Consider the following 23,053-nt stretch of genomic DNA (forward strand, 5'->3'; position numbering starts at 1 on the left):
ATGGATGCATCGGGATTTGGCAAGCGTCTATCGCGTCACATGAACCGACATCCGGGGACGCGGAACGAATTTTTTAAAACTTTGGCGGACTTGGCGGATCGATCTCGCATTCACTGATGACCATGATCCGACCATCTGGGAATGATACAATTCAATCGCATCATTTCAAGCCGCTAACTGAGCTTGCTGGCCCTACTCGGATCAAACTAAGTGACAAAAACGTCACCGTTACCCGGCATCTAAGTTGGCAACCAAAACCTACTCCAGAGTTCCCCTTGGCGTGTGATGTTAGTCATGCGCTGCGCGTTGGCACCAAGGTTTTGGGAACAATTTCTCCACCTATTTTGAGGTCAGTTACGACAAAAGTTCTATCTCGCTTTCGATGCAAATCTAAGGGCGCGTTAGTTAGGGTCCTGGAGGAAAACGGCGTCATTTGCTTGCTGGTAATATCCGGGCGGCAACCCCTGCCATGGTCAGGTCAACACCTTCCACATGTTAGTCATAGCAACCCGCTGAATTCATGAGTTTACTTCGCTTGATCATCCTCGCCACCCTCGCCGCACCGCTCTCCTCCGGTCGTGCCGCCACCATCATCTCGACAGGTTCCGGTCACTGGAACACCAATGCCTCCACCATTTGGACTGGGGGTGCGGGGACGACAGGCCCACGAGTAGGAAACGCGGCGAGCTCCGCTGACAGCGTTGAAATTCTGGCAGGCCACATCATCAGTTTCTCCGCCGGAAGTCCTGGCACCGGCAGCATCGGAACCAACGACTTCGCTCTTGGCAATGGCAACGTCGTCAGCATCAATGGTGGCGTCTTTGCCCATGCCAACAACGGCGGCAACTGGTTCCGCCTCGGACAGTTCAGCGGCGGAACTTTTAATATCAACGATGGTGCCGCCTACCTTCCAGTAGGCAACGTTCAGGTCGGACTCGGACCCGCCGGCAGCAGCACGGTTCGCATCGGCGATGGCACCGGTGCAGCCGGATCGGCCATTCTTAACATGCGCGATGCCTTCAACGTGACCAACGGCACGACCTCCGCCAGCGGACATATCTCCGAGTTGAACCTCGGTTCCCAGCAGGACAACACGCTGACCGGCAGTGCCGGATTCATCATCATTGAATCGGACGGCATTCTCGAAGGTGCCCAACACACCACCACCAATACCGCGACCGCTGGCAACCCGCCCAACTGGGTCTACAGTCAGAGCACCACCCGCATCGGCCGCTACGGCTCGGAAACGGAAAGCTCTCTCATCATCAAGGCGGGCGGGCGTTTCAATGCGCGCGGCAACATCGAAGTTGGAGCCAATCGCACTGCGGCAGGATTGTCCGCCAAAGGATTGCTTCACCTGGATGGCACCGGAGCCAACCTCACCCACAGCTTTGGCGACCTGACCATCGGTTACACCGGCGACGGACGGATGATCATCGAGAACGGTGCCGAATACATTCGTCTCACCCACGCGGTTGATCCCATCAGTGGGGTCATCCCTCGCAGGAACACCCTCCACATCGGAAGAAATGCTGCTGGCGTTGGCACCCTTGATATTCGTTCCGGTGGGAAATTTATCCGCGACTCCGGCGGTAACGTCGGAGATTTATACATTGGCACCAGTGGCCGGGGAACCGTCACCATCTCTGATGGCGGCGAATTCATCAACCGCTCCACCAACTGGGATTGGGTCGGTGTCGACCCCGGCGGTCAAGGAGCCATCATCGTTAACGAAGGAGGCATCTACACCTCAAGCGCCAATCTTGTGCTCGGTCGCGACGCAGCCAGCGGCTCACTGGCAGCCGCAAACGGACGGCTCGAAATCAACAACGGTCAGATGACGATTGGCGATATCCACATCGGCCAGGATGGCAGGGGCCATTTCCTCATGAATGGCGGCACCGCCTCTGTGAACAGACTCACCATGGCTCGAGGCACGGGAACCAGCACTCTCGACATCAGGGACGGGGAACTCACCATCCGTGGCAACTTCTTCGCCGGCGGCGATTCCGACGCGGCCTACGCCAACAGCACCGCCCCCGGCATCGCGACCATCACCCAAAGCGGCGGCACCGTCACCGCCACGAACGCCATGTCCATCGGCCTCTCCGCCGGACACACTGCCACGTTCGACATGACCGGCGGTGAGTTCTACCACGAAATCGGCGATATCACCATCGGGGAAAAAGGAACCGGCACGACGCGCATTGGCAAGGACGCCACCTTCATCGACCAGTCCAACCAAGTGGATTCGTTTCTGTTCGTTGGGCGTCAAGACGGGTCCAATGGCATCCTCATGGTCGATGGCTACCTTGAAAAAACCAATGCCGCTGCGGGCATCCGTGTGGGTTATGGCAGTGATGCAGCCGGTCTTGAGAACAATACTACTGGTGTCGGATTGATCGGTGGAACTGGGGAGATCAAAGCACCTGGCAGCATCTGGGTGGGCAATCGTGGCACCATCACCGGCGGCACCAAAACAACGGCGGGGCTGCTGACCATTGATGGCGGACTCAACCTGGTTTCCACCGTTGGTTCAGCCACGCAAAGCACCCTGTTCGTCAACTTCGACAGCAATTTTGAACTCGGTGCCGACCGCATCGAGATCCATGGGGCGTTCAACGTCGACGGTGCCGTTATCGACGGCATTTGGGATGGCGGCGGTGAGGTGGGTTTTGACAGCCGCTACTGGATCGTGGTGAACAGCGACGCAGATCAGATCGGCGCAGGGTTGTTTGCCAACATGAGTTTCGACTCCACCCATGAACTGGCGAATGCCTACCTCAATGATCTCTATGCCGATGGTTTCATCACCCTTGGCGGGATGGAATTCGCCATGTTCTACTCAGCCGACTTTGAAACCAGAGCCACCACCGGCGGCAACGACCTGCTCCTTTCCGCCATGGGGTCCGTGGTGCCCGAACCCTCCATGGCGACGCTGTTCGGTGCTGGCCTTGCCGCCCTCGTGATGCGCCGTCGCCGTCGTCATTGATGCCTGCTTTGTCTCCTCAATGAATCCATTTTCCCATCATCCCTCTCCGCGCCGCCAAGGCATCGCTTTGGTAATGGTGCTGGTGGCGATCGCCGTCATCTCCATGTTGGTGCTGGCTTTCCTGGCGAACGCTCGCACCGAACATCGTTCCGCGTCGGCCTTTTCGGACATCGCTTCGGCGCGGACCTTGGCGGAACTGCCCGTCAACATCGCGATCGGGCAAATCCGCCGTGCGACCGAACAAAACGGACTGGAGAAAACCTGGGCTTCACAGCCGGGACTCATCCGCGTGTTTGGCACCGAGCCGGATGCCCAGAACAGTGGACCGCGCTCGAAGACCACCGCCCTCTACAAATTGTATTCCGATGAAACCATGGTGGTTGCTCCCGCCAGTGCCAGCGCCACCGCCGATGGCATGAACATCAATGTGGTCAGAAACGCCCTCGACAGCGACGCCAATGATCTCGCCGACTGGCAGAATGTGCCAGGCATGTATGTGGACATCAATGAACCCGCACCGGTGATACAGGAAGGGTCCAACAAGGTTCAGACCGTGTTTCCCATCAGTGATCCGCGCGGCACTTTTTCGCGTGACAACGGCCGGCCAGTGGATGGCTTCCAATTTGATGACAATGCGGTGCCCGGCACTGAATCCCCCTCCAGTGTCGAAGACATCAGTGCGCGCCTGCCCATGCCGGTGAAGTGGCTTTACGTGTTGGCCGACGGTCAGGTGCTGCCGCCGACGGGAGGCAATGCCACCACCGGCCTGTCCTTTGGAGGCGATGGCGCGGCCGTTCCTAGTGAAGCGAATCCCATCGTCGGACGCATCGCGTTTTGGACTGACGACGAAAGCACCAAAATCAACATCAACACCGCCACTGAAGGAACGGGCTGGGATGTGCCTCGCGCCTACACGGCCACAACCGTCAAGTTTGCCCGCCGCCAGGCTGCGCAGAACGAATATTCGAGATATCCCGGTCATCCCGCGCAGACTTCACTCAGCCCGGTGTTCCAGGCGTTTGGAGAAAAGCTGGTGGCGGAACCGTCCATGAGTGATGACGAACTCGCCACGGTGCTGGAGCGCTATCATCGCATCAGTCCACGAGTGCCTTGGGGCGGAAGCATGGGCGGCACGCAACCCACCGCCGCTGCCGTGGTGGCAGACAAGGAGGACCGCCTTTACACCACACTTGATGAGATGCTCTTCAATCGAGACCGCGACGATCAAGACCCCGCGTTGACCCAGCAGGACATCGCCACCTCGAGATTTTTCCTGACCACCCACAGCCGGGCTCCAGAGCTCAATCTCTTCAACCAGCCGCGCATGATGTTATGGCCCATTTCGGCAGACCCGGTGGACCGCAACGCCAAGGACAAACTACTGTCCTTCGTAGGCACCGGTGGCGGCAAGCCTTGGTATTTTTCCCGACTGCAAAACTTCAAGACCGTGGACAACGCCGGCTCCGCCCAGCGCATCCGCGGTGATCTGGATCTGGATAACTCAACGGGCGCTTCGAGTGCCCTGGCACGCAACCGTGAGCTTTATGAAGATCACCTCATCCCGCTCACCGGTGGTAATGGCGGGAGCTCTGCTCATGACATTCCCGGTTTCGGCAGCAACTTTGCCGAGAAATACACTCCTCTGCGACGCGACCAGATCCTCACGCAGATCTTCGATTTCATGCGTTGGTCGGTCAACAGCTACAGCACTGGACTCGCTCCAAAATACACCTACACGCCGCCACGCGCTGGCGACCGTCGCGGTGAATCCTCCGCCGTGCCTCTCATCCCCGGCAACGACACCAAGGGATTTGGACGATTCCCCACCATCACCGAAGCGGCGATTGTCTTCATGGCCACCAGCAAACATCCCGTGACTGACGCCACCACCCAGATGCAGGCCTTCATCGCACTGGAACCCTTCATCCCCGTGACCGGAGCCCCCTCAGCAGCCCCCAATGTTCGCTATCGAATCTCCGGTCTGAACACCTTTACCGCTGCTGGCAGACCCATGCTGTTTCCCGCAGCGGCCACCATTCTCTGCAACACGGCAGGCGGTTATCTGGACTCCGCCGGCAGCACGGCATTCAACGGATTCGGCCAGCAATTCAGAATGGCCAATCGCGACTCTGGAGACCAGAAAGCTCGCGAGATGACTAGAGGAAAAGAACGTGACGGCTTCCCCTTTTGTAGCAGCTTCCTAACGGTAAGCAATCTCACCGAGTTCGCCTTCAGCGGAGGCACCATCACCATCGAAGTGCTCACCGGTTTTGCCGCTTCAGGCTCCGAGGAACTGGTGCAAAAGATCGAGCTCAACTTCCCGGCGGCGACCCTTAAAGTGCCGCAGATGCGCGGCGCCGACGCGGCCACCTACAACACCTTGGCCAAGCGCATTGACGGCTCTGCTGGCAACTTTGTGAACACGTTGGTCCGGGATGGCGATGTCACCCGCAGCGTCGAAGTGGACGTCAACGGTCCGTCACGTGGCGACCTGCGTCTGCTTTGTGCAATGAGCGACGTGCCTGCGAACTGGTTCACCAGCCATCCCCGATACCCCGACACCAGTGTGGAAAGGCTGCACTTTCTGCGCGTCGACAGCCAGATGGTCAACGGTCAGTTTGGCCCATCCGACAGTGCCACAGGCCCGTTGGGCGTTGATCGCGGCGGACGCGTTTCCACCGTCAACACCGCAGGCACCCTCGTCAATGGCATCTGGTATGCCCGCGACTCCATCCCCGCCGTGGTTCGCGGTCAAAATGGTGCGCTCAACCGCAACAACCGACCCGGTGATTTCGACAATGGCATCGGCCGCATGGCAGACGGTCCCTACATCAACAAGGCCGACGAAAACAACATCAACAGCAACACCAGCGCTGTCGACGGTGATCTCGGCTACTTTAGCCGCCACAGTTTCGGAACCGAAAACGGCATCAGTTTCAGCCCCAACCGCCAGATCGCATCCGCCGTGGCTTTCGGTTCGCTGCCCTCCGGCATCTTCGGCAGTCAGGCCGCCAACGCCCACCAACCCTGGCAAACCTTGTTGTTTTCTCCTATTCCCGCCGCGCGCTCGACTCCTGCCGATCAGGAGCCGGATGAAAACGATCACGAAGGTTTCAAGGGTCCCCGCGATCACCTTTGGCTCGACCTGTTTTGGATGCCGGTGGTGGAGCCTTATGCGATCAGCGAATCCTTCGCCACCGGTGGCAAGATCAACATGAATTACCAGCTCATGCCGTTCCGCCACATCGAAAGAAGCACCGGCCTTCACGCGGTTCTCAAACCCACCCTGCTCAGCGCCATCTCTCCGAACTCCGTCGGCGGCACCACCCCCGCAGGTCACACCAATGTGGGCGGAAAAAACTACAAGGAAGGCACCTCCCACCAATACGAACTCCACTATCAGGTCAATCGATCCGAAACCCTCAAAGCGTTTTCCCGACGATTCAACTCCGGCGACGTTTTTCGCTCCGCCTCGGAGATCTGCGAAATCTTCCTCGTTCCGCAACGCATCGCCGGTGCCACTTACAATACCGACGCTTCTGCTCCACCGACCAGCTACGACGACATGGTCACCTGGTGGAACGGCAGCCTTAACAATGTCGACGCCTTCGAACCCACCGGCGACAACAGCCGCGAAGCTCCCTACAACCAGCTTTATCCGCGACTCACCACCAAATCGAACACCTTCACCGTGCACTTCCGCGTGCAAACGCTCAAGAAAGCCCGCAGCACTCCTCAAGACCGCTGGCTGGAGGACGAGGACATGGTGCGCTCCGAACATCGCGGCTCCGCCACTCTCGAGCGTTATCTCGACCCCAATGATCCCGAGCTCACCGTCCTCGCCAGCAATCCCCCGGACCCCACGCAAAGCTGGGATCAATACTACCGCTTCCGCATCATCAACCGCAAAACCTTCTCCCCGTAACCCACAAATTTTATACGATGAATCACCCAACATTTTCCATCAGCAAACAAGGGTTTTCCCTGCCCGAGGTAGCCCTGTCTCTGGGCATTGCGGCCACTGCGCTGCTCACGCTTATCTCGCTGCTTCCCATGGGGCTCGACACCCTGCGCGATTCCAGCAACAAACAGGCCGAAGCCCGCATTGTGCAATCCATCATGGACCGCTATCAAACCAGCGGCTGGCTCGAGCAAGACGACGGCGGCGGTCGCGGATCGGTGCTGCAAGACCGCACGCTATTCTTCGACCAGACTGGCACCGAAGTTGCCAATGCGGCGGATTTCGACTGCAACTACGCCGTGCAAATCAGTGTCGGCAACACGCCCACTTTGCGGGGCGATGCCCGGGCCAATGACTATCTGCGCCGCTTGATCGTTCGCATCACCGACAACGCCAAAAACTATCAATCCGCCCTTTCCAACGGTTCCGGCAAGTATCGCGAGCGCAGCGTGTGGATTGCCCTGCTCGAACAAACCGGCCCGCTTCCAGCCATTCCGACCACCACGGTCTCTTCCTTGTGAGAAGGGGATCTCCATCAACGAATCGGAACGCTGCATTCACCCTCATTGAGGTGCTCGTCTCGGTTTCCGTTCTGGCGCTGATGATGACCATCATTGCCGAGATGATGCGCCGCACCCAGGACACCGTCTCGAAGGCCAGTTCCCACGCGAGCGAATTCCAGGAAGGGCGCCGTGCTCTGGATGCCATCACGCATGCGCTCTCACAGGCCACCATGGACGCGGTGTGGGGTTATCGTCGCTCCGCCACCGATGCCAGCGTCATCACGGGTTATGAACGCGTGTCTGATCACCATTTCGTCCTTGCGCCTGCCGCCGAACTCCTTCCCCCCGATACCACCGCCGAAGCCGGGCAGGCGGTGTTTTTTCAAGCGCCTTTGGGCAAGGTCAACGACGAAACCAAACGACGTCTGCATCATTTGATCAACGGCTGTGGATTCTACATCCGGTATGGCAGCGACCTCGACACTCGTCCCGCCTTTCTGCAATCCGGTCAGCCCGTTCAACTCAACCCGGATCGCAACCGATTCCGGCTCATGCAATACCTGCAACCTGCCGAGGACAGCATCCTCTACAGCAGCGGACTCGGACTCAACCGGCTCACCAACCGCAGTCAGGCACTTCAATGGTTTCAAAACGACCTCGACGCCACGTCGCAACCGCTCGCCGACAACATCCTCGCCCTCATCCTGATTCCCTATGCCGCCAATGTTCAGTCCGGCAGCGGCAACACCACTATTGTTCCCGACGCCCATTACCAATACGACAGCCGCGACTTCCAATGGAGTGGACTTAATGACGACAACCAATCGCGCCGCCATCAACTGCCTCCCATGGTGGGCGTTTCACTGATCATCGCCGACGAGCACAGCTATGAAGGCCTGGCCATACGCATGGGCGAATCCGCTGCCGCTGCTGCCATTCGTGCGGTTCTGACCGGAAAATTTTCTGATCATCACAAGCTTCAAGATGACCTCGCCGCAGTGGAGTCAGGCCTGGCCGCCCTGCCTCTGCATCACAAAATCCTCAGTGCCAACGTCGCCTTGCGCGGCTCCAAATGGATCTCCGAAAATGAACAGTAAAAAACGAACGAAAGGGTTCACCTTGGTGGAGCTGCTCTTTGTGGTCGCCATCGTCGGCCTTCTCACCACCGTCGCCGTCGCCTCCGTGTCCGGTGCCCTGGCCAGCCAGCGGCTCTCCACAGCGATGCGCCAGTTGTCCGCTGACCTCCATCAAGCCACCATGCTGGCAAGAAAGGAAAACCTTCCGGTGGAGCTGAGATTTTATCAGCTGCCACCTGCTACCCAGCCCGGTGCCATGGCCTGGCGGGCCTACCAGATCGGACTGCTCAATGGCTGGGACGCAGAAGGCAATCCCCGTGTCAACTTTCCTACCGAGATGCAGCGTTTTCCCGAGGATGTGGTGTTGATGCCTGACGCCCAATACAACTCCTTCCAAGGACAACCCGTTCATCAAAACGCCTCCACCGGCCCCGCCGCGGATGCGCCCTATGTCAGCTATTTCATTCACAGCAACGGAGCCACCACCCTACCGCTCCATGCGCCTGCCGTGCTGACCCTCGTGCGCGAAACCACCAAAGGCATCCCCGCCACCCTGCCAAAGGATTTCCGCTCCATCGTCATCGACCCGCAAACCCACCAAAGCCGAACTTACTAACTGCCCACCTCTTGTCGGACAATGTCTTGTCCCTTGTCCCTGGCTTCCTAGATTTGCCGATTTTTTCATCTCAGTCATACAACACCACCCTAACAAACCAATAACCATGCGCCCATTTTTATCTTATCTTTGCAAACCTCTCGCATGCTGTGCGTTAACCGCCAGCTTGTTATCTCCTCTTACGGCAGCTACGATCATCGACGCGAACTTCAATTCAGGAACTTTTGCCGATGCAGGCTTGGTTGACTACAGCACCCTGGCAAATCCGACACTCACCGCTGGTATAGGGGTGGGTGGCTCAACAGGCTTGAACTTTGGCACCAATGGAGGATCCGCCACCGCCTCCATGACCATCCTGACCACCGCGAGCTTCTCCATGTTCGGCCAGTTTACTGTTAATGCGAATGGTTCGACAGCAACACGGATTGATGGCAGCGCCATGGCCTTTGGCTGGACAAAGGCCTCGGAAGCATTCAGGCCATTTCAAGGCACTGTCAGCGGTAGTTCAGCGGTGGCCATAACAGACACCGTCATGGTCGGTCTCGCACGGACAGCAACGGGTGGCTTCAGTCTTGGCTTTGGCAACGGTGCCACCGAATTGGTGAGCAGGAACCTCTTCGGAAACTCCGTGACCTTTGGCGAACTCACAGCAAACAACTGGTATCGCCTGGAGGGAACGATTCAATACAACTCGTCGACAGGCACCTTCACTTTCCTGGATGTTTCTTTGGATGACTTCGGAACCAATGGCACCACTGAAGTAAATGCCAATTTACTCTACGGCACCGGAGGCTCCCTTTCGGTGGCAGGCTTTGGATCGACTGGTCGTGCCATCTGGGCGAACAATTTAGACCGCGGCGTCTTATCCATGGACAACTACTATCTCGCCGCAGTGCCAGAACCTGCGGCCGCCCTTCTGCTTGGAGTAGGTGGATTTGCCATCTTATTGCGTCGCCGCCGTTCCCGCGTCTAGTTGGACTCTATCTAGGACAGCCATCTTCTTTTTCCTAACATGACCACATTTGATAAAACAAGTAACCCATCAAATCTAAGGCTTCTTACTTTGACAACTTCTCGATCCATCATCATCAGGGTCATGCTATTGGGTGTGATTTGGTGCACGAGCATTCAATCCTCCCATGCCATTGTCGTCGGCAGTTATAACATTCGATACGATAACTCCAAAGATGAAACCAATGGCAATGGATGGGCGCAGAGAGCCTCCGTCATTGCGTCACTCATTCGCTTTCACCAGTTCGATATCTTGGGAAGCCAGGAGGCACTGAAACATCAGGTGGATCAACTTCAATCGCTCCTGCCAGCTTTTGCTCACAGCGGTTGCGGACGTGATGATGGACAGAATGAAGGGGAATTTGCCGCTATCTTCTATCGCAAAGACCTCTTTACGTTGAAAGATGGCGGCACCTTCTGGCTGTCGGAAACGCCTGAAAAACCCTCCATCGGTTGGGATGCCAAGTTCATGCGCATCTGCACTTGGGTGAAACTCGACAACATCAAAACCGGCAGGACCTTGTTTGTGTTCAACACCCACTTTGATCATCATGGAACCATCGCCCGGGTCGAAAGCGCCCGGCTACTGGTTCGATCGGTTCAAGCGATTGCCAAAGATCAGCCCGTTGTTCTCACCGGTGATTTTAATGCGGACCAAACCAGTGAAGGCTACCTGATCCTTCATGGGGTGGACTTGCTCAGAGACGCCTTTGCCACCGCCGAGGAAAAATACGTGTTGAACGGCACTGCCAACGGTTTTCAAATCGCAAACTTTACCGACCGCCGCATCGATCACATTTTTCATACCCGGGATTTCAAGGTGTCCCGCTATGGAGTGCTCACCGACAGTTACCGGGTTTCCACAGGAGACGAAAGGGAAGTGACCTCCACCGCATTCCCCGTCGAGGTGAAGTTCAAGAATGTCGAAGCGCGCATCCCTTCCGATCATTTCCCCATTCTGGTCGAACTCGACTGAGTGCGTGGAGTTGGGTCCAAGGTCCGTTTTAAGTGGCTACCGCGCCTGGATTCGAACCAGAACTAAAAGAATCAGAATCTTTCGTGCTACCGTTACACAACGCGGCAGTTGTGGCTTACGAATGAAGCGTAATGCATTTGATGGGGATTTGCAACCGGTGCGTTATGGAACGACCCAGTGGGCGAGCAAACCCAAAAGGGCGCAGGCACCAATGACCGGGAGGAGGCCGATTTTGAAACGCTCCATGGCGATGAGCGCGGCGATGGCAAGCACGGCCACAAAAATGTCCATCGATCCCCATCCGGCTCCGGTCCGAGCGGGCCAGAGCGCATGTTGGGTGAACTGCACGCCGAGGTTCAGGATCACCCCAACCACGGCGGCAGTGATGGTGGTGAGGGCGGCGGCAAGTCGGGGTTGACGGCGCAGGTGCTCAACATGAGGAGCACCGAGGAAGACAAAAAGAAAACACGGCACGAAGGTTACCCAGGTGGTGATGAGGGCGCTCAAGGTGGCGCTCCATGCCGGTGTCAGGATGCCGGGATGTTGCCATCCACCAATGAAGCCAACGAATTGAAGCACCATGATGAGGGGCCCCGGCGTGGTTTCGGCCAAGGCGAGTCCGGACATCATTTGGGCATGGGTCAGCCATTCGTGATGCTCAACCGCCTGCTGGGCGACGTAGGGCAACACGGCATAAGCTCCGCCAAACGTGACCAGCGCGGCTTTGCTGAAAAAGATGCCTTGCTGGGCCTGGGTGCTTTCCCATCCTAGCCACGTAATGAGGGCAATGACGGGCAGCCACCAGCAGGCCAGGCAGGTGAGGCTCAAGCGGAGAGTTCGAGTCCAGGAAGCTTTAACTGGCAGCGGTAACACGACAAAATTGGCTTCTTCGGCAAGCTGAGCTGCCCCGTGGGAGCCTCCGGCAGGGAATTGATTGGGCGCGAGCCGGTTTCCGATCCACCCGACAAAAGCGGCGGCGAAGATGATGTAAACAAACGAGATTTTGAAGAAGAAGATGGCCATGAACGACAGGGCGGCAATGCACCACAAGGCATTCGATTTCAATGCTTTGCGACCGATGCGTAGCAACGCGGAAGCGATGATGGCGATCACGGCGGGCAGCAACCCGTGAAAAATGGCCTGCAGCCAGGGCACTTCCGCGCCGACAAGGTAAACCCAGCTCAGCGCATAGAGGATGAACATCGAAGGCAGCACAAACAGGACCCCGGCGGCGAGTCCTCCCTTGGCACCATGCAGACGCCAGCCGAGATAAGTGGCAAGCTGCTGCGCTTCAGGTCCAGGCAACAGCATGCAAAAATTCAGGGCGTGAAGGAAGTGGCTTTCGGAGATCCAGCGACGTTTTTCCACCAGCTCCTTATGCATGAGGGCGATTTGTCCAGCCGGGCCACCGAAGCTGATGAAACCCAGCTTGATCCAGTATCGCAGGGCTTCGCGAAAGGCGGGCGCGGCGGGTGGTGGTGGTGTTTCCATGAATGAGACGAGGAGGAGCCAAAGGGAGGCCATCAGGCGCTACACCTTCCAGACGGAATCGTCATCCAACATCTTTGCCAGACTCCCCAGTTTGGGGTTGGCTACCTCGCCAGGATTCGAACCTGAACAAAGAGAATCAAAATCTCTTGTGCTACCGTTACACCACGAGGCAATTTGGGAAAGCGGCCAACAATGTAGGCGGTATTTTGTGGGTGGCAAGTGGGAAAATGGATTGTCTTCTTTGGTGTCGCCTCGCGCCAGCAATGATTAATCATGCCTTGGCAAACAACAGATCAAGATCGTAGGGAACCGCCAATTCGGGCATCTCATGGCGTGAGAAATATCGGAGTTCTTTGGTCTCGCCGGTATCGATGACCGCTTCCGAGCTCCCGACCTCACACTCGAACAGAACGATCACATACTCGACCTGATCGCCGTTGGAGTAGGTGTATCGATAGGGGGAACCGCCAAGCACTCCCCGAACGCGAAGATTGGTGCCGTGAATGCCAGTTTCTTCCAGAATTTCACGAAGCACGGCTTGTTCGGGAGATTCTCCGGGTTCGATAGCCCCTGCGGGAAGGCTCCACGACCCGTTATGCTTCAATTGCAAAAGCAAACGGCCGTCTTCATCGTGAATGACGGCCGCCACGGATGGCATGATCAGAAGGTCGTGTCCGACTGCGTTCCGCAGACTCTGGTAGTAAGGTGACATCTCAAGAAGCAAACCCTACCCAACCGTGCCTGGCTGCGTTGAGGATAACATGCTCAGGCCTTTTTCTTCGGTGCTTCTGGCAGGCCTTGACCGGGTTTTGGATCGAGGTTCGCCTTGAGATCTTCCGGAGTGAGGGTGGTCTCGACTCCTTCCGCAGGGACTTCGGCTTTGGCAGTCCAGAGAATGGCGTTGAGAAGCAGTTTGCGTTGGGAATCGTTGCCCCAGCTGGCGTGGAAGTGACCGCCGGTGAAGCCGAATCCGCGACCGCCACCTTCTCTCTCCGCAGCCCAGGCGACGTGTTGAGGTTGTTTCGCGGCCACCGCTTCACGAACGGCGGGGTTGCCGCTGTGTTTGCCATCAGGACGGCTCATGGTGTCGTCGGGTGGGACGTCGGTCAGGATTGGGGTGACGCCTTTCATGTTGGAACGGAAACGCATGTGAAAATACCATTCGTCGCGGGTGGTGAATGGTTTGACGCCGTTGCTGATGGGATGCTGGGGAATGTTGGTGAAGTTGGCATCCCAGTGTGGGTTGACACTCCAGTTGGTTTCAAAACAGCCGCCAATCCAGTCGATGAACTCCTTGTTGCCTTTTTCCAACGTGGGCTCAACCGCATAATGGATGCAAAGCAAACCGGCACCGCGATCCATCTCCTTTTGCAATTGCTGAAGCCGGTCGCCTTGCAACGCAGGGTGCCCGCCACCGCCGTCGGAATAGATCACGATGGTGTCGGCTTTGGCCAAAGTTTCGTCTGCGGGCCACTCGCCGCTGAGGTGAACTTTAACGTCCACAGGCGCTTTGGCATCGGCGAGACACTTGGCGAAAAGCTGCACGCCGGCGTTGTGTTCGTGCTGACCCGGGCCGTGGGAAGGTTTGCCGGCAATGAAGACGACAAACTTATTGTCGTTCGCCGACAAAGGTTGGGCCGCGAAAGCGGCGACAAGGGTGAGAAGGGTAAGGAAGCGCAGGGTCATGGGTCTACTGGGTTGGAAATCGAATCAGATCGGATTGAATCGTTGAACGTGGTTTGATTAGATAGGCTAGAAGAACAGAAAACGTGGTTGGCATCAAGAGCCTTTCGGCGGGTTTGAGTCCTGTTGTGCCCCAAGGCCGGGTATGGATGCCCGCAATCCTGTTGCCACCAGCGACTTTCCAGCGAAGATAGGGGTTATGAGAACGTCGAACCCCACCATGAGTGAGAGCACCTTTATCGATGTTGCACCCCACGGTGGAGCGGTGATGACGCTTCAAGGCACGGTCAACAAGACGTTGATTTTTCTCGGGCTGCTGTGCACCACTGCGATGTGGAGCTGGAACCGGTTTTGGTCGGACCCTTCCTCCGCCATGCCATTTATCTTGGGCGGGGCGATTGCCGGGTTGGTTTTGGCATTGATCACCGCCTGGAAAAAGCAGTGGGCTCCGATCACGGGATCGCTCTACGCAGTGGCGGAGGGTCTTTTCGTGGGAGCTCTCTCAGCGCTGTATGCCAGTCAATATGAAGGCATTGTGCCGCAGGCGATTTTGCTGACGGTCGGGGTGCTGCTGGCGTTGCTGGCGGCCTACACCACGCGGCTGATCAAACCCTCGCAAAATTTCAAGATGGGCATCGCGGCGGCCACCGGCGGCATTGCTTTGGTGTATATCGCGACGCTGGTGTTGGGCATGTTTGGCATTCAGGTTCCCTTCATTCACGGCAACGGATTGTTCGGCATTGGATTCAGCCTATTTGTGGTGATCATCGCGGCATTGAATCTGGTGCTCGATTTTGATTTTATTGAGAACGGCGTTTCAGCAGGCGCGCCGAAGTATCTTGAGTGGTATGCGGCGTTTGGATTGTTGGTAACGCTGGTCTGGCTCTACGTCGAGATCCTGCGTTTGCTGGCCAAACTGGCCGGACGAAAGGAGTAGAAGTGGGACGCAGGCGGGTCTCGACATTCGAATTCCCATGATGCCATGAAAGCGCTTCTGGTCAGCTTGATTTTGTGGGGGACCGCCTTGGTGTTGTCCGCCACCGCCCAGTCGGTGGAAGATCCAACGAAAATCCCGGTGTATGTGACGCCATTCTACAATTCCAAAGGCCCGAAAATTGAGGTCGGCGAATTCAGTGCGGGGCTGGCTTCGAAAGACGAGAAGACGTTTGTCGAAACCATCAAGAAGATGCGGCAAAACTGGGACCGGCTGAGCTTTGAATCGATGTATGTGGCGGCCGTTCGTCTTTATGACCTCGGATTTCGGGATGAGTCGGTCTACTGGTTTTATTCGGCGCAATATCGCGGTCGTCTGTTTGGGGTGCTCGTCGATCCGGCATCGGCCAAGGAGATGGGGCAACCGGGATTCGAGCGCGTGCATGCCCATCGCTCCTTTTTTCAATTAACGGGACCGTATTTTAATGGTTATGCGTTTCGGGACGTCGCGGGTCTGGCCAACATCGTGCGCAAAGTGCAGAAGGAAGGGGCGACGCCTCCTGATTTGCAGGCCGCCTACCCGGGGATCAAATTCCGTGAGAAATCCGCATGGGACGCTGCCAATCAGGGGGTCAACAAAGGCATGACCAACCTGATCGACATGCTGCGAAAGGATCGCGAAAACATCAAAAAACAACGCGTCGCTTCCGGGGTAGAAGCGAAATTTTCGGAGCTGACCAGCAGGGAACTGCCGATGGATTAAGTGCTCATCGGTTCTTAGCCACACTTCAGCAACTGCCGAAGCATGGGCACCATCTGCAAATAGAGGCTCTGTCGGCCTAGACGACTGAGAAGGTTAGCAATCAATGCGGCGTCGGTTGGAAGATCGGCCGGAAGCAGCTCTTCGCGTTGATGATCGGGAAGTGCCACCCGGGTGCTCACATAAGCGGAACCACACTCGCGCTCGACACTGAATGAGGCGTTGGCGGAGCTGAGCACGACCGATTGCAAGGGGGCTTCGCCGGCGACTTCAGAAACATGAACGCTGATGGTCTGCCCTTCGGGCAAAACCAGAGTCGGGGAGCAGTCGATCACCTGCATTTCTGCCTTCAATCGCACTCCCACCCACGCGGCGAGCAACAACCCCGCGACGCGGTGACCGGGGCCGTGGGTGATGGTCATGTTGGTTACCTTCGGCAACTCCGCCAAGGCAAGCGGATCATGAAAACACGTGGCCAACGCAGTGCGAAAGAAGTGCGAGCGCAGCCAGCTGAGGTCATACACATGGAAACGCGCGGCGTTTTCGCACTCGGCCTGCAGCAGCCGTTCGAAGTCGTGCGCAGGATTCGACCAACGCGAGCTGTCGATGAACAACAGATCGATGACGTTGTAGAGTCGCTCATCAAAGTTGTCGGTGATGTCGCCCTGCCACCAGAACACCAATGGCAGATCGGAGTCGAGATGGGCGAACACGGTGTTGCGCACTTGATTGGCACCACCGCCTTCAAGCACAAAGGAAACCTGCTCGCTGCACACGGATTTCCGACCATCGTGAATCTGGCAATGAGCGGTCACCCAGGCGCGGCTGCGTGGCTTCCGATCGCCCGGCTGGCTGAGGATGAGCAGTCCGCGGCACGCATGTTCCTTGGTGATTTCGGCCAGCAACTGCGTGTTGGTGGCGATGGAGGCAGGATCTTCGCTGTAGATGGCGAAGTTCATCAAGGATGCTTTGTCGCGCGCTTCATCAGCGCCCCAAAGTTCCTTGAGGGCCTTGTCCACGCGTCCAAGCGGAACTTCCTGGCCAAGGATGGAAAGGGTGGATTCGAGGTCAGTCATGAGAAAAAAATTTGAGGGAGTTTGTCACGTCGTTCTCAGAGCCGACGCCAGACGCGATTGTTCTCCTGCAGAAGCTGGTCGGCTTCTTTCGGACCCCACGAACCGGCGGGATATTCGCACATCGGCGGCTGTGGACCGTCGTTGTGCCAGGCATGTTCGATCTCGTCGATGAAGGACCACGCGTGCTCAACTTCATCGCGACGGGCAAACAAAGTGGCGTCGCCGGCCATGGCATCCAGTAGTAACCGTTCGTAGGCCTCCGGGCTGGCCTTGCCAAAGCTGGTGCTGTAGCGGAAGTCCATTTTGACCGGTTGCAAAAGCAGCTGCACGCCGGGGAGTTTGGACATCATGCGCAACGAAATGCCTTCGTCAGGCTGGATGCGGAACACCAAAACGTTGCGGCTTCCGCCCAACTCACCGGTCGCAAAAGGAACTTGCGGCGGTTGTTTGAAATGGATGGAGATCTCGGTGGCTTTTTTGGGCAACTGTTTGCCGACGCGCATGTAAAACGGCACGCCCTGCCAGCGCCAGGTGTCGATGAACAACCGAAGCGCCACATAACTTTCGGTCATCGACTTGGGATTGACGCGATCTTCCTGACGATATCCCACCCGCTCCACACCATCGACACTGCCAGCGGTGTATTGGGCGCGGATGACATTTTTCGCGACTTCATCCACCCCACGCCATTTGCGCAGCGAACGAATGACCTTCACTTTTTCATCGCGCACCGCATCGGCGCCGAGTCCGGTCGGCGGTTCCATGGCAACGAGGCTGAGAAGCTGGAAAAGGTGATTCTGCACCATGTCGCGCAAGGCACCGGCGGTGTCGTAATAACCGCCGCGACCGCCTTCCATGCCGAGGTTTTCGGCACAGGTGATCTGGACTTGCTCAATAAAAAGGTTGTTCCACAGCGGCTCAAAAATGTGGTTGGCAAACCGCATGACCATGATGTTCTGCGCGGTTTCTTTGCCGAGGTAATGGTCGATGCGGTAGGTGTCGCTTTCGTGGAAGGTCTGGCTGACCACTTCGTTGAGATGGCGGGCACTTTTGAGGTCCTTGCCGAAAGGTTTTTCGCAAACCACCCGAGCCCATTTGCCGCTTGGACCTTCATTGAGGCCGCTCTCGCGCAGCATCAGCATGATTTCGTCGAAAAATTCGGGGGCGGAGGCGAGATAGAACAGACGGTTGGCCGCAGCGCCCCGTTCTTTGTCGAATTCGTCGAGCAGGACTTTCAAAGCCTTGTAGCCTTCGAGGTCCTGAAATTCGCTGCGGTGATAATGGATGCTCTGACCGAAGTTTGCCCATAGGGCTGCGTCATGCCCCTGACGGGAGTTTTTTTTGTTCGACTCCTCCAGCTCAGTGCGGAATTCGTCGTCCGCCTTGTCGCGACGGGCAAAGCCCACCACCTTGAACTGGGGTGGCAGATCACCTCCGGCGGCAAGGTTGTAGAGGGCGGGGATCAGCTTGCGGTGGGTCAGGTCGCCGGTGGCGCCGAAGATGACGACCGTGCAGGGCTCGGCGCGATGGCGCGAGATGAGCGTTTCCTGAAAAGGATTTTCAATGTCGGACATGTGATTGGAATGGGATGCCGCCACCGCGAAGGCAACGAGGGGCAAAAACTAAGCTGCGTTATCGTTGCGCGCAACCAAGGACGTTTGCCCGACGGGGTGCAAGTGATGAAAGTGTTTCATCATAAGCATGAAATGCGCCCTGGAAGGCGGTGAGATTCGTATCCGTAATTTCCCAAAGATGTCCCCGCCTCAAATCGCCGAGCGCCCTTTGCTGTTCCTGCTCGCTGCGGTGCAGTTCACGCATTTGATGGATTTTATGGTGATGATGCCGCTGGGACCCCAGTTGATGCGGCTGTTTGAGATCGCCCCGGACCAGTTCAGCTTGCTGGTGGCAGTTTACACTTTTAGCGCGGCGATCGCGGGAGTGGCGGGAGCGTTGTTTGTGGATCGCTTTGATCGACGCACCGCGCTTTTGTTCACCTACGGCGGTTTTATCCTGGGCACCCTGGCTTGTGCCTTGGCCCCCGGCTACCACTCGCTGCTGGTTGCCCGGGCGATCAGTGGTGCTTTTGGAGGAGTGGCGGGATCGTTGGTGTTGACCATCATCGGCGATGTCGTTCCGCCGGAACGTCGCGGTCGCGCCATTGGGGTGGTGATGGCCGCTTTTTCGCTCGCGTCGGTCGTGGGGGTGCCGGTCGGTCTCTGGCTGGCGGCGCAATGGAGCTGGCACGCGCCGTTTTTGATGATCGTCGGCACCGGCCTGATGGTCTGGGCGGCGGTTTGGGGAGTGCTGCCAAGGATGCGTGCCCACATGCTCGCCGCCGATGCACCGGCCGTTAAAGTGCTCGCCGGCGTGAAAGAACTTTTGTCGAATCGCAACTCCCGAACTGCGCTTGGATTCATGATGATGATGGTGTTTGGCCATTTCATCCTCATCCCGTTTCTGAGTCCGAGTCTGGTTTCCAACGCGGGATTGATGGAGAGTGAGCTGTTCTGGTTTTACCTCGCAGGCGGCATTGCCAGTTTGTTCAGCGCGCCGTTGATTGGTCGTATGGCCGATCGATTCGGAAAAAAATGGATGTTTGCCGTCACCATCGTGTGCGGGGCGGTGCCCGTCTATTTCATCGCCAACCTCGGCCCAACCTCACTGCCAATCATCATCATTCTTGCCGCCGTGTTTTTCATGTTTGCCGGCGGTCGTTTTGTGCCGGGGCAGGCGATCATCACCGGGTCCGTGCCGCCTCGTCTGCGCGGGAGTTTTATGAGCCTCAACAACAGCGTTCGCGATTTTGCCGCAGGTGCCGCTTCGTTGATTGGCGGACAGATCATCGTGAAGGATCTGGTTACCGGCAAACTGCTTCACCTTCCCGTCCTGGGTTGGATCGCGATCACCGTGAGTCTGCTCAGCATGGTGTTGATGTCGCGGGTGAAACCGGTGTCGTGATCGAAAAGAAAGTAGAAGGCTCGTCCCCGAGCCCTGTTCCATCATGCAAGGCCCGGGACGGGCCTTCTACTTTCTTAGCGCCAACTCGCGCTCCTCTTCACTCAGCTCGCGCCATGTCCCAACCGCCAGATCATCCGGCAACGCCAGTGCGCCGATGCGCTCACGATGGAGGCTCACCACCCGGTTGCCAACGCGATGAAACATGCGTTTGATCTGATGATAGCGCCCCTCATGCAGCGTGACTCGTGCACGATGGCTTCCAAGAATCTCCAGCTCCGCAGGCAGCGTATGAATGTCCTCCGTGTGAAAATAGAATCCTGCCGCAAAGGCCGCCACTGCCTCTGGAGCAATCACCTCCGCCATTTCCACCAAATACGACTTGGGCACCTTATGATGCGGATCCATCAACCGTTTTGACCACCGACCATCATTGGTCAAAAGCAGCAATCCTGAACTCGCCCGATCCAGTCGACCCGCCAGATGCAGGGACCCTTTGTCTGGATCGTCGATCAAATCCATCACCGTTGGATGTTGCGGGTCCGACGTTGCGCTCAAATAACCCGTCGGTTTGTGCAGAATCACATACAGCGACCGCACCTCTTCCTGAATACAGACCCCCTCCAGCTCCACGCGCATGAAACGATCCACCTCCCAGCGGCTGTCGCGAATGACCACCCCATCCACGCTCACCCTGCCAGTCGCAATCCAGCGATGCGCCGCCGTGCGACCGGCAGAATCATGACTGGCAACCAGGCGATCAAGCTTCATACCCGGCTACTGACGCCAAGATCTGACCAGTTTCTACCATGAAATCTCCCTTGTGAGCCTTGCATGTGTTCTTATCTGCATCAATCTTTGGGCCTCATGGCGGCACACGTTGGAATTGATCTCGGCACCACCTTATCCGGCCTCGCCTACTTGAAGGCTGATGGCACCCCAGAAATCGTCCCCAATTGTGACGGCGAACGCCTCACCCCATCCGTCGTTTACTTCGAACAGAAAGAGAGCGTCAAACTGGTCGGCACGCCCGCCCGCAATGGCGGCGATCCGGAACGCACCGTGTTCCAGATCAAACGCCACATGGACGATCCCGATTACTCCGTCGAGTTCGACGGGCACCGCTGGACTCCGTCAGAAATCTCCGCGCTCATCCTCAGCAAACTGAAACAAGATTGCTCGAGGATCATTGGCGCGATCAAGGACGTCATCATCACCGTTCCCGCCAACTACAACGAGCTCGCCCGCAAAAGCACCATCGCCGCCGCCGAAATGGCCGGCATGAACGTGACCCGCCTCGTCAACGAACCCACCGCCGCCGCTCTTTACTACGCCTACCGCCACCATTCCCGCGGACGTGTTCTCGTCTTCGACCTCGGAGGCGGCACATTGGATGTCACCATCCTCGACATCGACTTCAACAACATCCGCATCATCACCAGCGAAGGCGCACGCCATCTCGGCGGCGGCCATATTGACGATCTGCTGCTCGAACTCTACAGCGAGCAATACCGGCAGCATCTCAACACCGAACTCTACACCAACGAGCGCCAGCGCCGCCGCATTTTGCAGTCCATCGAAGACTCCAAAAAGATGCTCAGCAAACTGCGAAACATCCAGGACACCATCAGCAACAGCACCCACGGCAACGTCGCCATTGATCTCAGTCGCGAGACCTTCGAGACCATCATCTCACGCCTCCTCACCCGCGCCGTCATGCTCGTCGAGCAAACCCTCGACAGCGCCAAACTCAAACCCGGCGACATCGATCATGTGGTGCTCGTCGGCGGCTCCACCCGCATTCCGAAGGTCAAAGCTGTCCTGCACAAGTTCTTCGGCAAAGCGCCCGAATTCTGCGGCAATGTCGACGAAGCCGTCGCCCTCGGCGCCGCCCTCTTCGCCCGCCACGCCGCCAACATTCAGGAAGTCTGCAACCACAGCTACGGCACCCTCGCCTACATCGTGAACGCCCGCACCGGCGAGGAAGGCATCCAAAATTCCATCGTCATCCCGAAGAACACTCCACTCCCGTGTTCTTTCGCCGAGATCTACACCACCTCCGAAGCCAATGAGCAGGAGATTCATGTCGACATCACCCAGGGCGAAGACAGCGATCCACGTTACATTGATGTCATCGGCCGCCTTACTTTGGACGTTCCCCCGGGTCGTCCGGCCGGATGCGAAATCAAGGTCACTTTCAGCTACGATGAAAACCAGCGCGTGCGCGCCATGGTGCTTGACCGTCAGACGGGCCTGAGCAAAGAAATTGCGGTAAATTACAAAGGCAAAGGCATCCTCACCGACGAAGAACTCGAAAACCGTGGAACCATGCTGCGACAGTTGCGCATCGAATAACCGACCTGACCCAACCCCCCACAAATCCCCGCCCCTCCGCCGATGACCATGTTCAACAAACTCAAATCCCTGTTCGACAGCCGGGCCGCCAAACTTCCGCTTGCTCCGCGGCCCGTCGCGACACCGCTCCACCGACCCCTTCCGACATCCAAGAGCAGTTCGCCGCCTCCCGCCGCGGCCGAATTGAAATCCGAGAGGACCACCTCCCCGCCAGTTTCTTTCCCCAGCAGTCCATCACCGGCACCTGTTTCCACACCGACTCCGACACCAACACCTCCGCCTAATCTAGCGCCAGCATCGCCGCCAAAACCCGCCGTTCCTGCCTCGCCCTCACCCGCTCCTGCGGAAGTCGCCAAACAGCCCGAAAAGAAACCCTCTTCCGCTGCTGAAGCTCCCAAGCCGGTCGCTCCGAAAGCTGCTTCAACCGCCGTCCCACCCGCCCCATCCAAAAAACCTAATCCTGCCGTTTTCACCCCGACGCCCGAGCAGCTTTGCAACATCAGTCCCAACATGACCCCTGAACAGGTGCGCCAACGACTGGCCATGCTTTACCGGCGTTACAATCATGCCTCCTCAAGCCTGAATGCCGGTCTGAGGGTCGAAGCCGAGGCAGCCCTAAACGCCATTGTTGCTGTTCGGGAAAAATATTTTGGCCCGGTTTGAAA

The 23,053-nt window shown here is 57.5% G+C and carries 19 protein-coding genes and 2 tRNA genes; 12 read left to right on the plus strand and 9 right to left on the minus strand.

Translation table 11 applies throughout. The annotated features are described in order from the left end of the window. Positions 1–520: 520 nt before the first annotated feature. The 7 genes from FEM03_RS00760 (at position 521) to FEM03_RS00790 (ending at position 11,135) form a co-directional block, all read left to right on the plus strand. Positions 521–2,992 (plus strand): PEP-CTERM sorting domain-containing protein, encoded by a 2,472-nt coding sequence (locus tag FEM03_RS00760; RefSeq protein WP_138084263.1) that lies wholly within the window; start codon positions 521–523, stop codon positions 2,990–2,992. A 19-nt stretch (positions 2,993–3,011) separates the two neighbouring features. Beyond that, positions 3,012–6,917, plus strand: coding sequence for a Verru_Chthon cassette protein A (gene vccA, locus FEM03_RS00765; protein WP_138084264.1), 3,906 nt, complete (start codon positions 3,012–3,014; stop codon positions 6,915–6,917). 17 nt (positions 6,918–6,934) lie between these two features. Continuing rightward, positions 6,935–7,474, plus strand: a complete 540-nt coding sequence (gene vccB, locus FEM03_RS00770) for a Verru_Chthon cassette protein B (RefSeq protein WP_138084265.1) — start codon at positions 6,935–6,937, stop codon at positions 7,472–7,474. Next, positions 7,471–8,553: a Verru_Chthon cassette protein C gene (vccC, locus tag FEM03_RS00775; protein ID WP_138084266.1), complete on the plus strand. Its 1,083-nt coding sequence runs from the start codon at positions 7,471–7,473 to the stop codon at positions 8,551–8,553. Before vccB ends, vccC begins: the two co-directional genes overlap by 4 nt. Then, complete coding sequence (gene vccD / locus FEM03_RS00780; RefSeq protein ID WP_166442519.1) at positions 8,543–9,148, plus strand: Verru_Chthon cassette protein D; 606 nt, start codon at positions 8,543–8,545, stop codon at positions 9,146–9,148. Before vccC ends, vccD begins: the two co-directional genes overlap by 11 nt. 106 nt (positions 9,149–9,254) lie before the next feature. Further along, a complete protein-coding gene (locus FEM03_RS00785) occupies positions 9,255–10,121 on the plus strand; it encodes a PEP-CTERM sorting domain-containing protein (RefSeq protein ID WP_138084268.1) in 867 nt (288 codons plus the stop codon). 123 nt (positions 10,122–10,244) lie between these two features. Then, the gene (locus FEM03_RS00790) at positions 10,245–11,135 is read left to right on the plus strand and encodes an endonuclease/exonuclease/phosphatase family protein (RefSeq protein ID WP_240772627.1); all 891 of its coding nucleotides are present in this window, start codon (positions 10,245–10,247) and stop codon (positions 11,133–11,135) included. Between the two features lie 33 nt (positions 11,136–11,168). Here the strand turns inward: FEM03_RS00790 and FEM03_RS00795 are convergent. From FEM03_RS00795 to FEM03_RS00815, 5 genes are all read right to left on the minus strand, one after another. After that, positions 11,169–11,242 (minus strand) — tRNA-Gln (locus tag FEM03_RS00795). Positions 11,243–11,297: 55 nt separating this feature from the next. Beyond that, complete coding sequence (chrA, locus tag FEM03_RS00800; protein WP_240772628.1) at positions 11,298–12,659, minus strand: chromate efflux transporter; 1,362 nt, start codon at positions 12,657–12,659, stop codon at positions 11,298–11,300. 65 nt (positions 12,660–12,724) lie between these two features. Further along, positions 12,725–12,798 (minus strand) — tRNA-Gln (locus FEM03_RS00805). A gap of 99 nt (positions 12,799–12,897) precedes the next feature. Beyond that, positions 12,898–13,338: an NUDIX domain-containing protein gene (locus FEM03_RS00810; protein ID WP_138084271.1), complete on the minus strand. Its 441-nt coding sequence runs from the start codon at positions 13,336–13,338 to the stop codon at positions 12,898–12,900. Positions 13,339–13,391: 53 nt separating this feature from the next. Continuing rightward, positions 13,392–14,312, minus strand: coding sequence for a ThuA domain-containing protein (locus FEM03_RS00815; protein ID WP_138084272.1), 921 nt, complete (start codon positions 14,310–14,312; stop codon positions 13,392–13,394). 196 nt (positions 14,313–14,508) lie between these two features. Between FEM03_RS00815 and FEM03_RS00820 the strand changes: the two genes are divergently transcribed. Together FEM03_RS00820 and FEM03_RS00825 are read left to right on the plus strand one after the other, a co-directional pair. Beyond that, positions 14,509–15,246 (plus strand): Bax inhibitor-1/YccA family protein, encoded by a 738-nt coding sequence (locus tag FEM03_RS00820; RefSeq protein ID WP_138084273.1) that lies wholly within the window; start codon positions 14,509–14,511, stop codon positions 15,244–15,246. Between the two features lie 45 nt (positions 15,247–15,291). After that, entirely contained in the window at positions 15,292–16,005 is a 714-nt protein-coding gene (locus FEM03_RS00825; protein ID WP_138084274.1) for a hypothetical protein, read from the plus strand. Between the two features lie 14 nt (positions 16,006–16,019). Here FEM03_RS00825 and FEM03_RS00830 read toward each other — a convergent pair whose 3' ends face one another. Both FEM03_RS00830 and zwf read right to left on the minus strand, forming a co-directional pair. Next, on the minus strand, positions 16,020–17,078 hold the full coding sequence (locus FEM03_RS00830) for a glucose-6-phosphate dehydrogenase assembly protein OpcA (RefSeq protein ID WP_138084275.1): 1,059 nt from the start codon (positions 17,076–17,078) through the stop codon (positions 16,020–16,022). Positions 17,079–17,113: 35 nt separating this feature from the next. Next, the gene (gene zwf, locus FEM03_RS00835; RefSeq protein WP_138084276.1) at positions 17,114–18,652 is read right to left on the minus strand and encodes a glucose-6-phosphate dehydrogenase; all 1,539 of its coding nucleotides are present in this window, start codon (positions 18,650–18,652) and stop codon (positions 17,114–17,116) included. 178 nt (positions 18,653–18,830) lie between these two features. Here zwf and FEM03_RS00840 point away from each other — a divergent pair, with 178 nt between their 5' ends. Then, positions 18,831–20,036: an MFS transporter gene (locus FEM03_RS00840; RefSeq protein ID WP_166442520.1), complete on the plus strand. Its 1,206-nt coding sequence runs from the start codon at positions 18,831–18,833 to the stop codon at positions 20,034–20,036. 66 nt (positions 20,037–20,102) lie between these two features. Here the strand turns inward: FEM03_RS00840 and FEM03_RS00845 are convergent, their stop codons facing one another. After that, positions 20,103–20,804 carry a pseudouridine synthase gene (locus FEM03_RS00845; RefSeq protein WP_138084278.1) on the minus strand — a complete coding sequence of 234 codons (702 nt, stop codon included), beginning with the start codon at positions 20,802–20,804 and terminating at the stop codon, positions 20,103–20,105. A 96-nt stretch (positions 20,805–20,900) separates the two neighbouring features. Between FEM03_RS00845 and FEM03_RS00850 the strand changes: the two genes are divergently transcribed. Further along, positions 20,901–22,388: an Hsp70 family protein gene (locus tag FEM03_RS00850; protein ID WP_166442521.1), complete on the plus strand. Its 1,488-nt coding sequence runs from the start codon at positions 20,901–20,903 to the stop codon at positions 22,386–22,388. Here the strand turns inward: FEM03_RS00850 and FEM03_RS00855 are convergent. Further along, positions 22,310–22,900 (minus strand): hypothetical protein, encoded by a 591-nt coding sequence (locus FEM03_RS00855; RefSeq protein ID WP_138084280.1) that lies wholly within the window; start codon positions 22,898–22,900, stop codon positions 22,310–22,312. The genes FEM03_RS00850 and FEM03_RS00855 overlap by 79 nt on opposite strands. Here FEM03_RS00855 and FEM03_RS24220 point away from each other — a divergent pair. Beyond that, positions 22,899–23,051, plus strand: coding sequence for a hypothetical protein (locus tag FEM03_RS24220; protein WP_166442522.1), 153 nt, complete (start codon positions 22,899–22,901; stop codon positions 23,049–23,051). The genes FEM03_RS00855 and FEM03_RS24220 overlap by 2 nt on opposite strands. Positions 23,052–23,053 lie beyond the last annotated feature (2 nt).

Origin of the sequence: Phragmitibacter flavus, from assembly GCF_005780165.1 — a bacterium.
Lineage (GTDB): Bacteria > Verrucomicrobiota > Verrucomicrobiia > Verrucomicrobiales > Verrucomicrobiaceae > Phragmitibacter > Phragmitibacter flavus.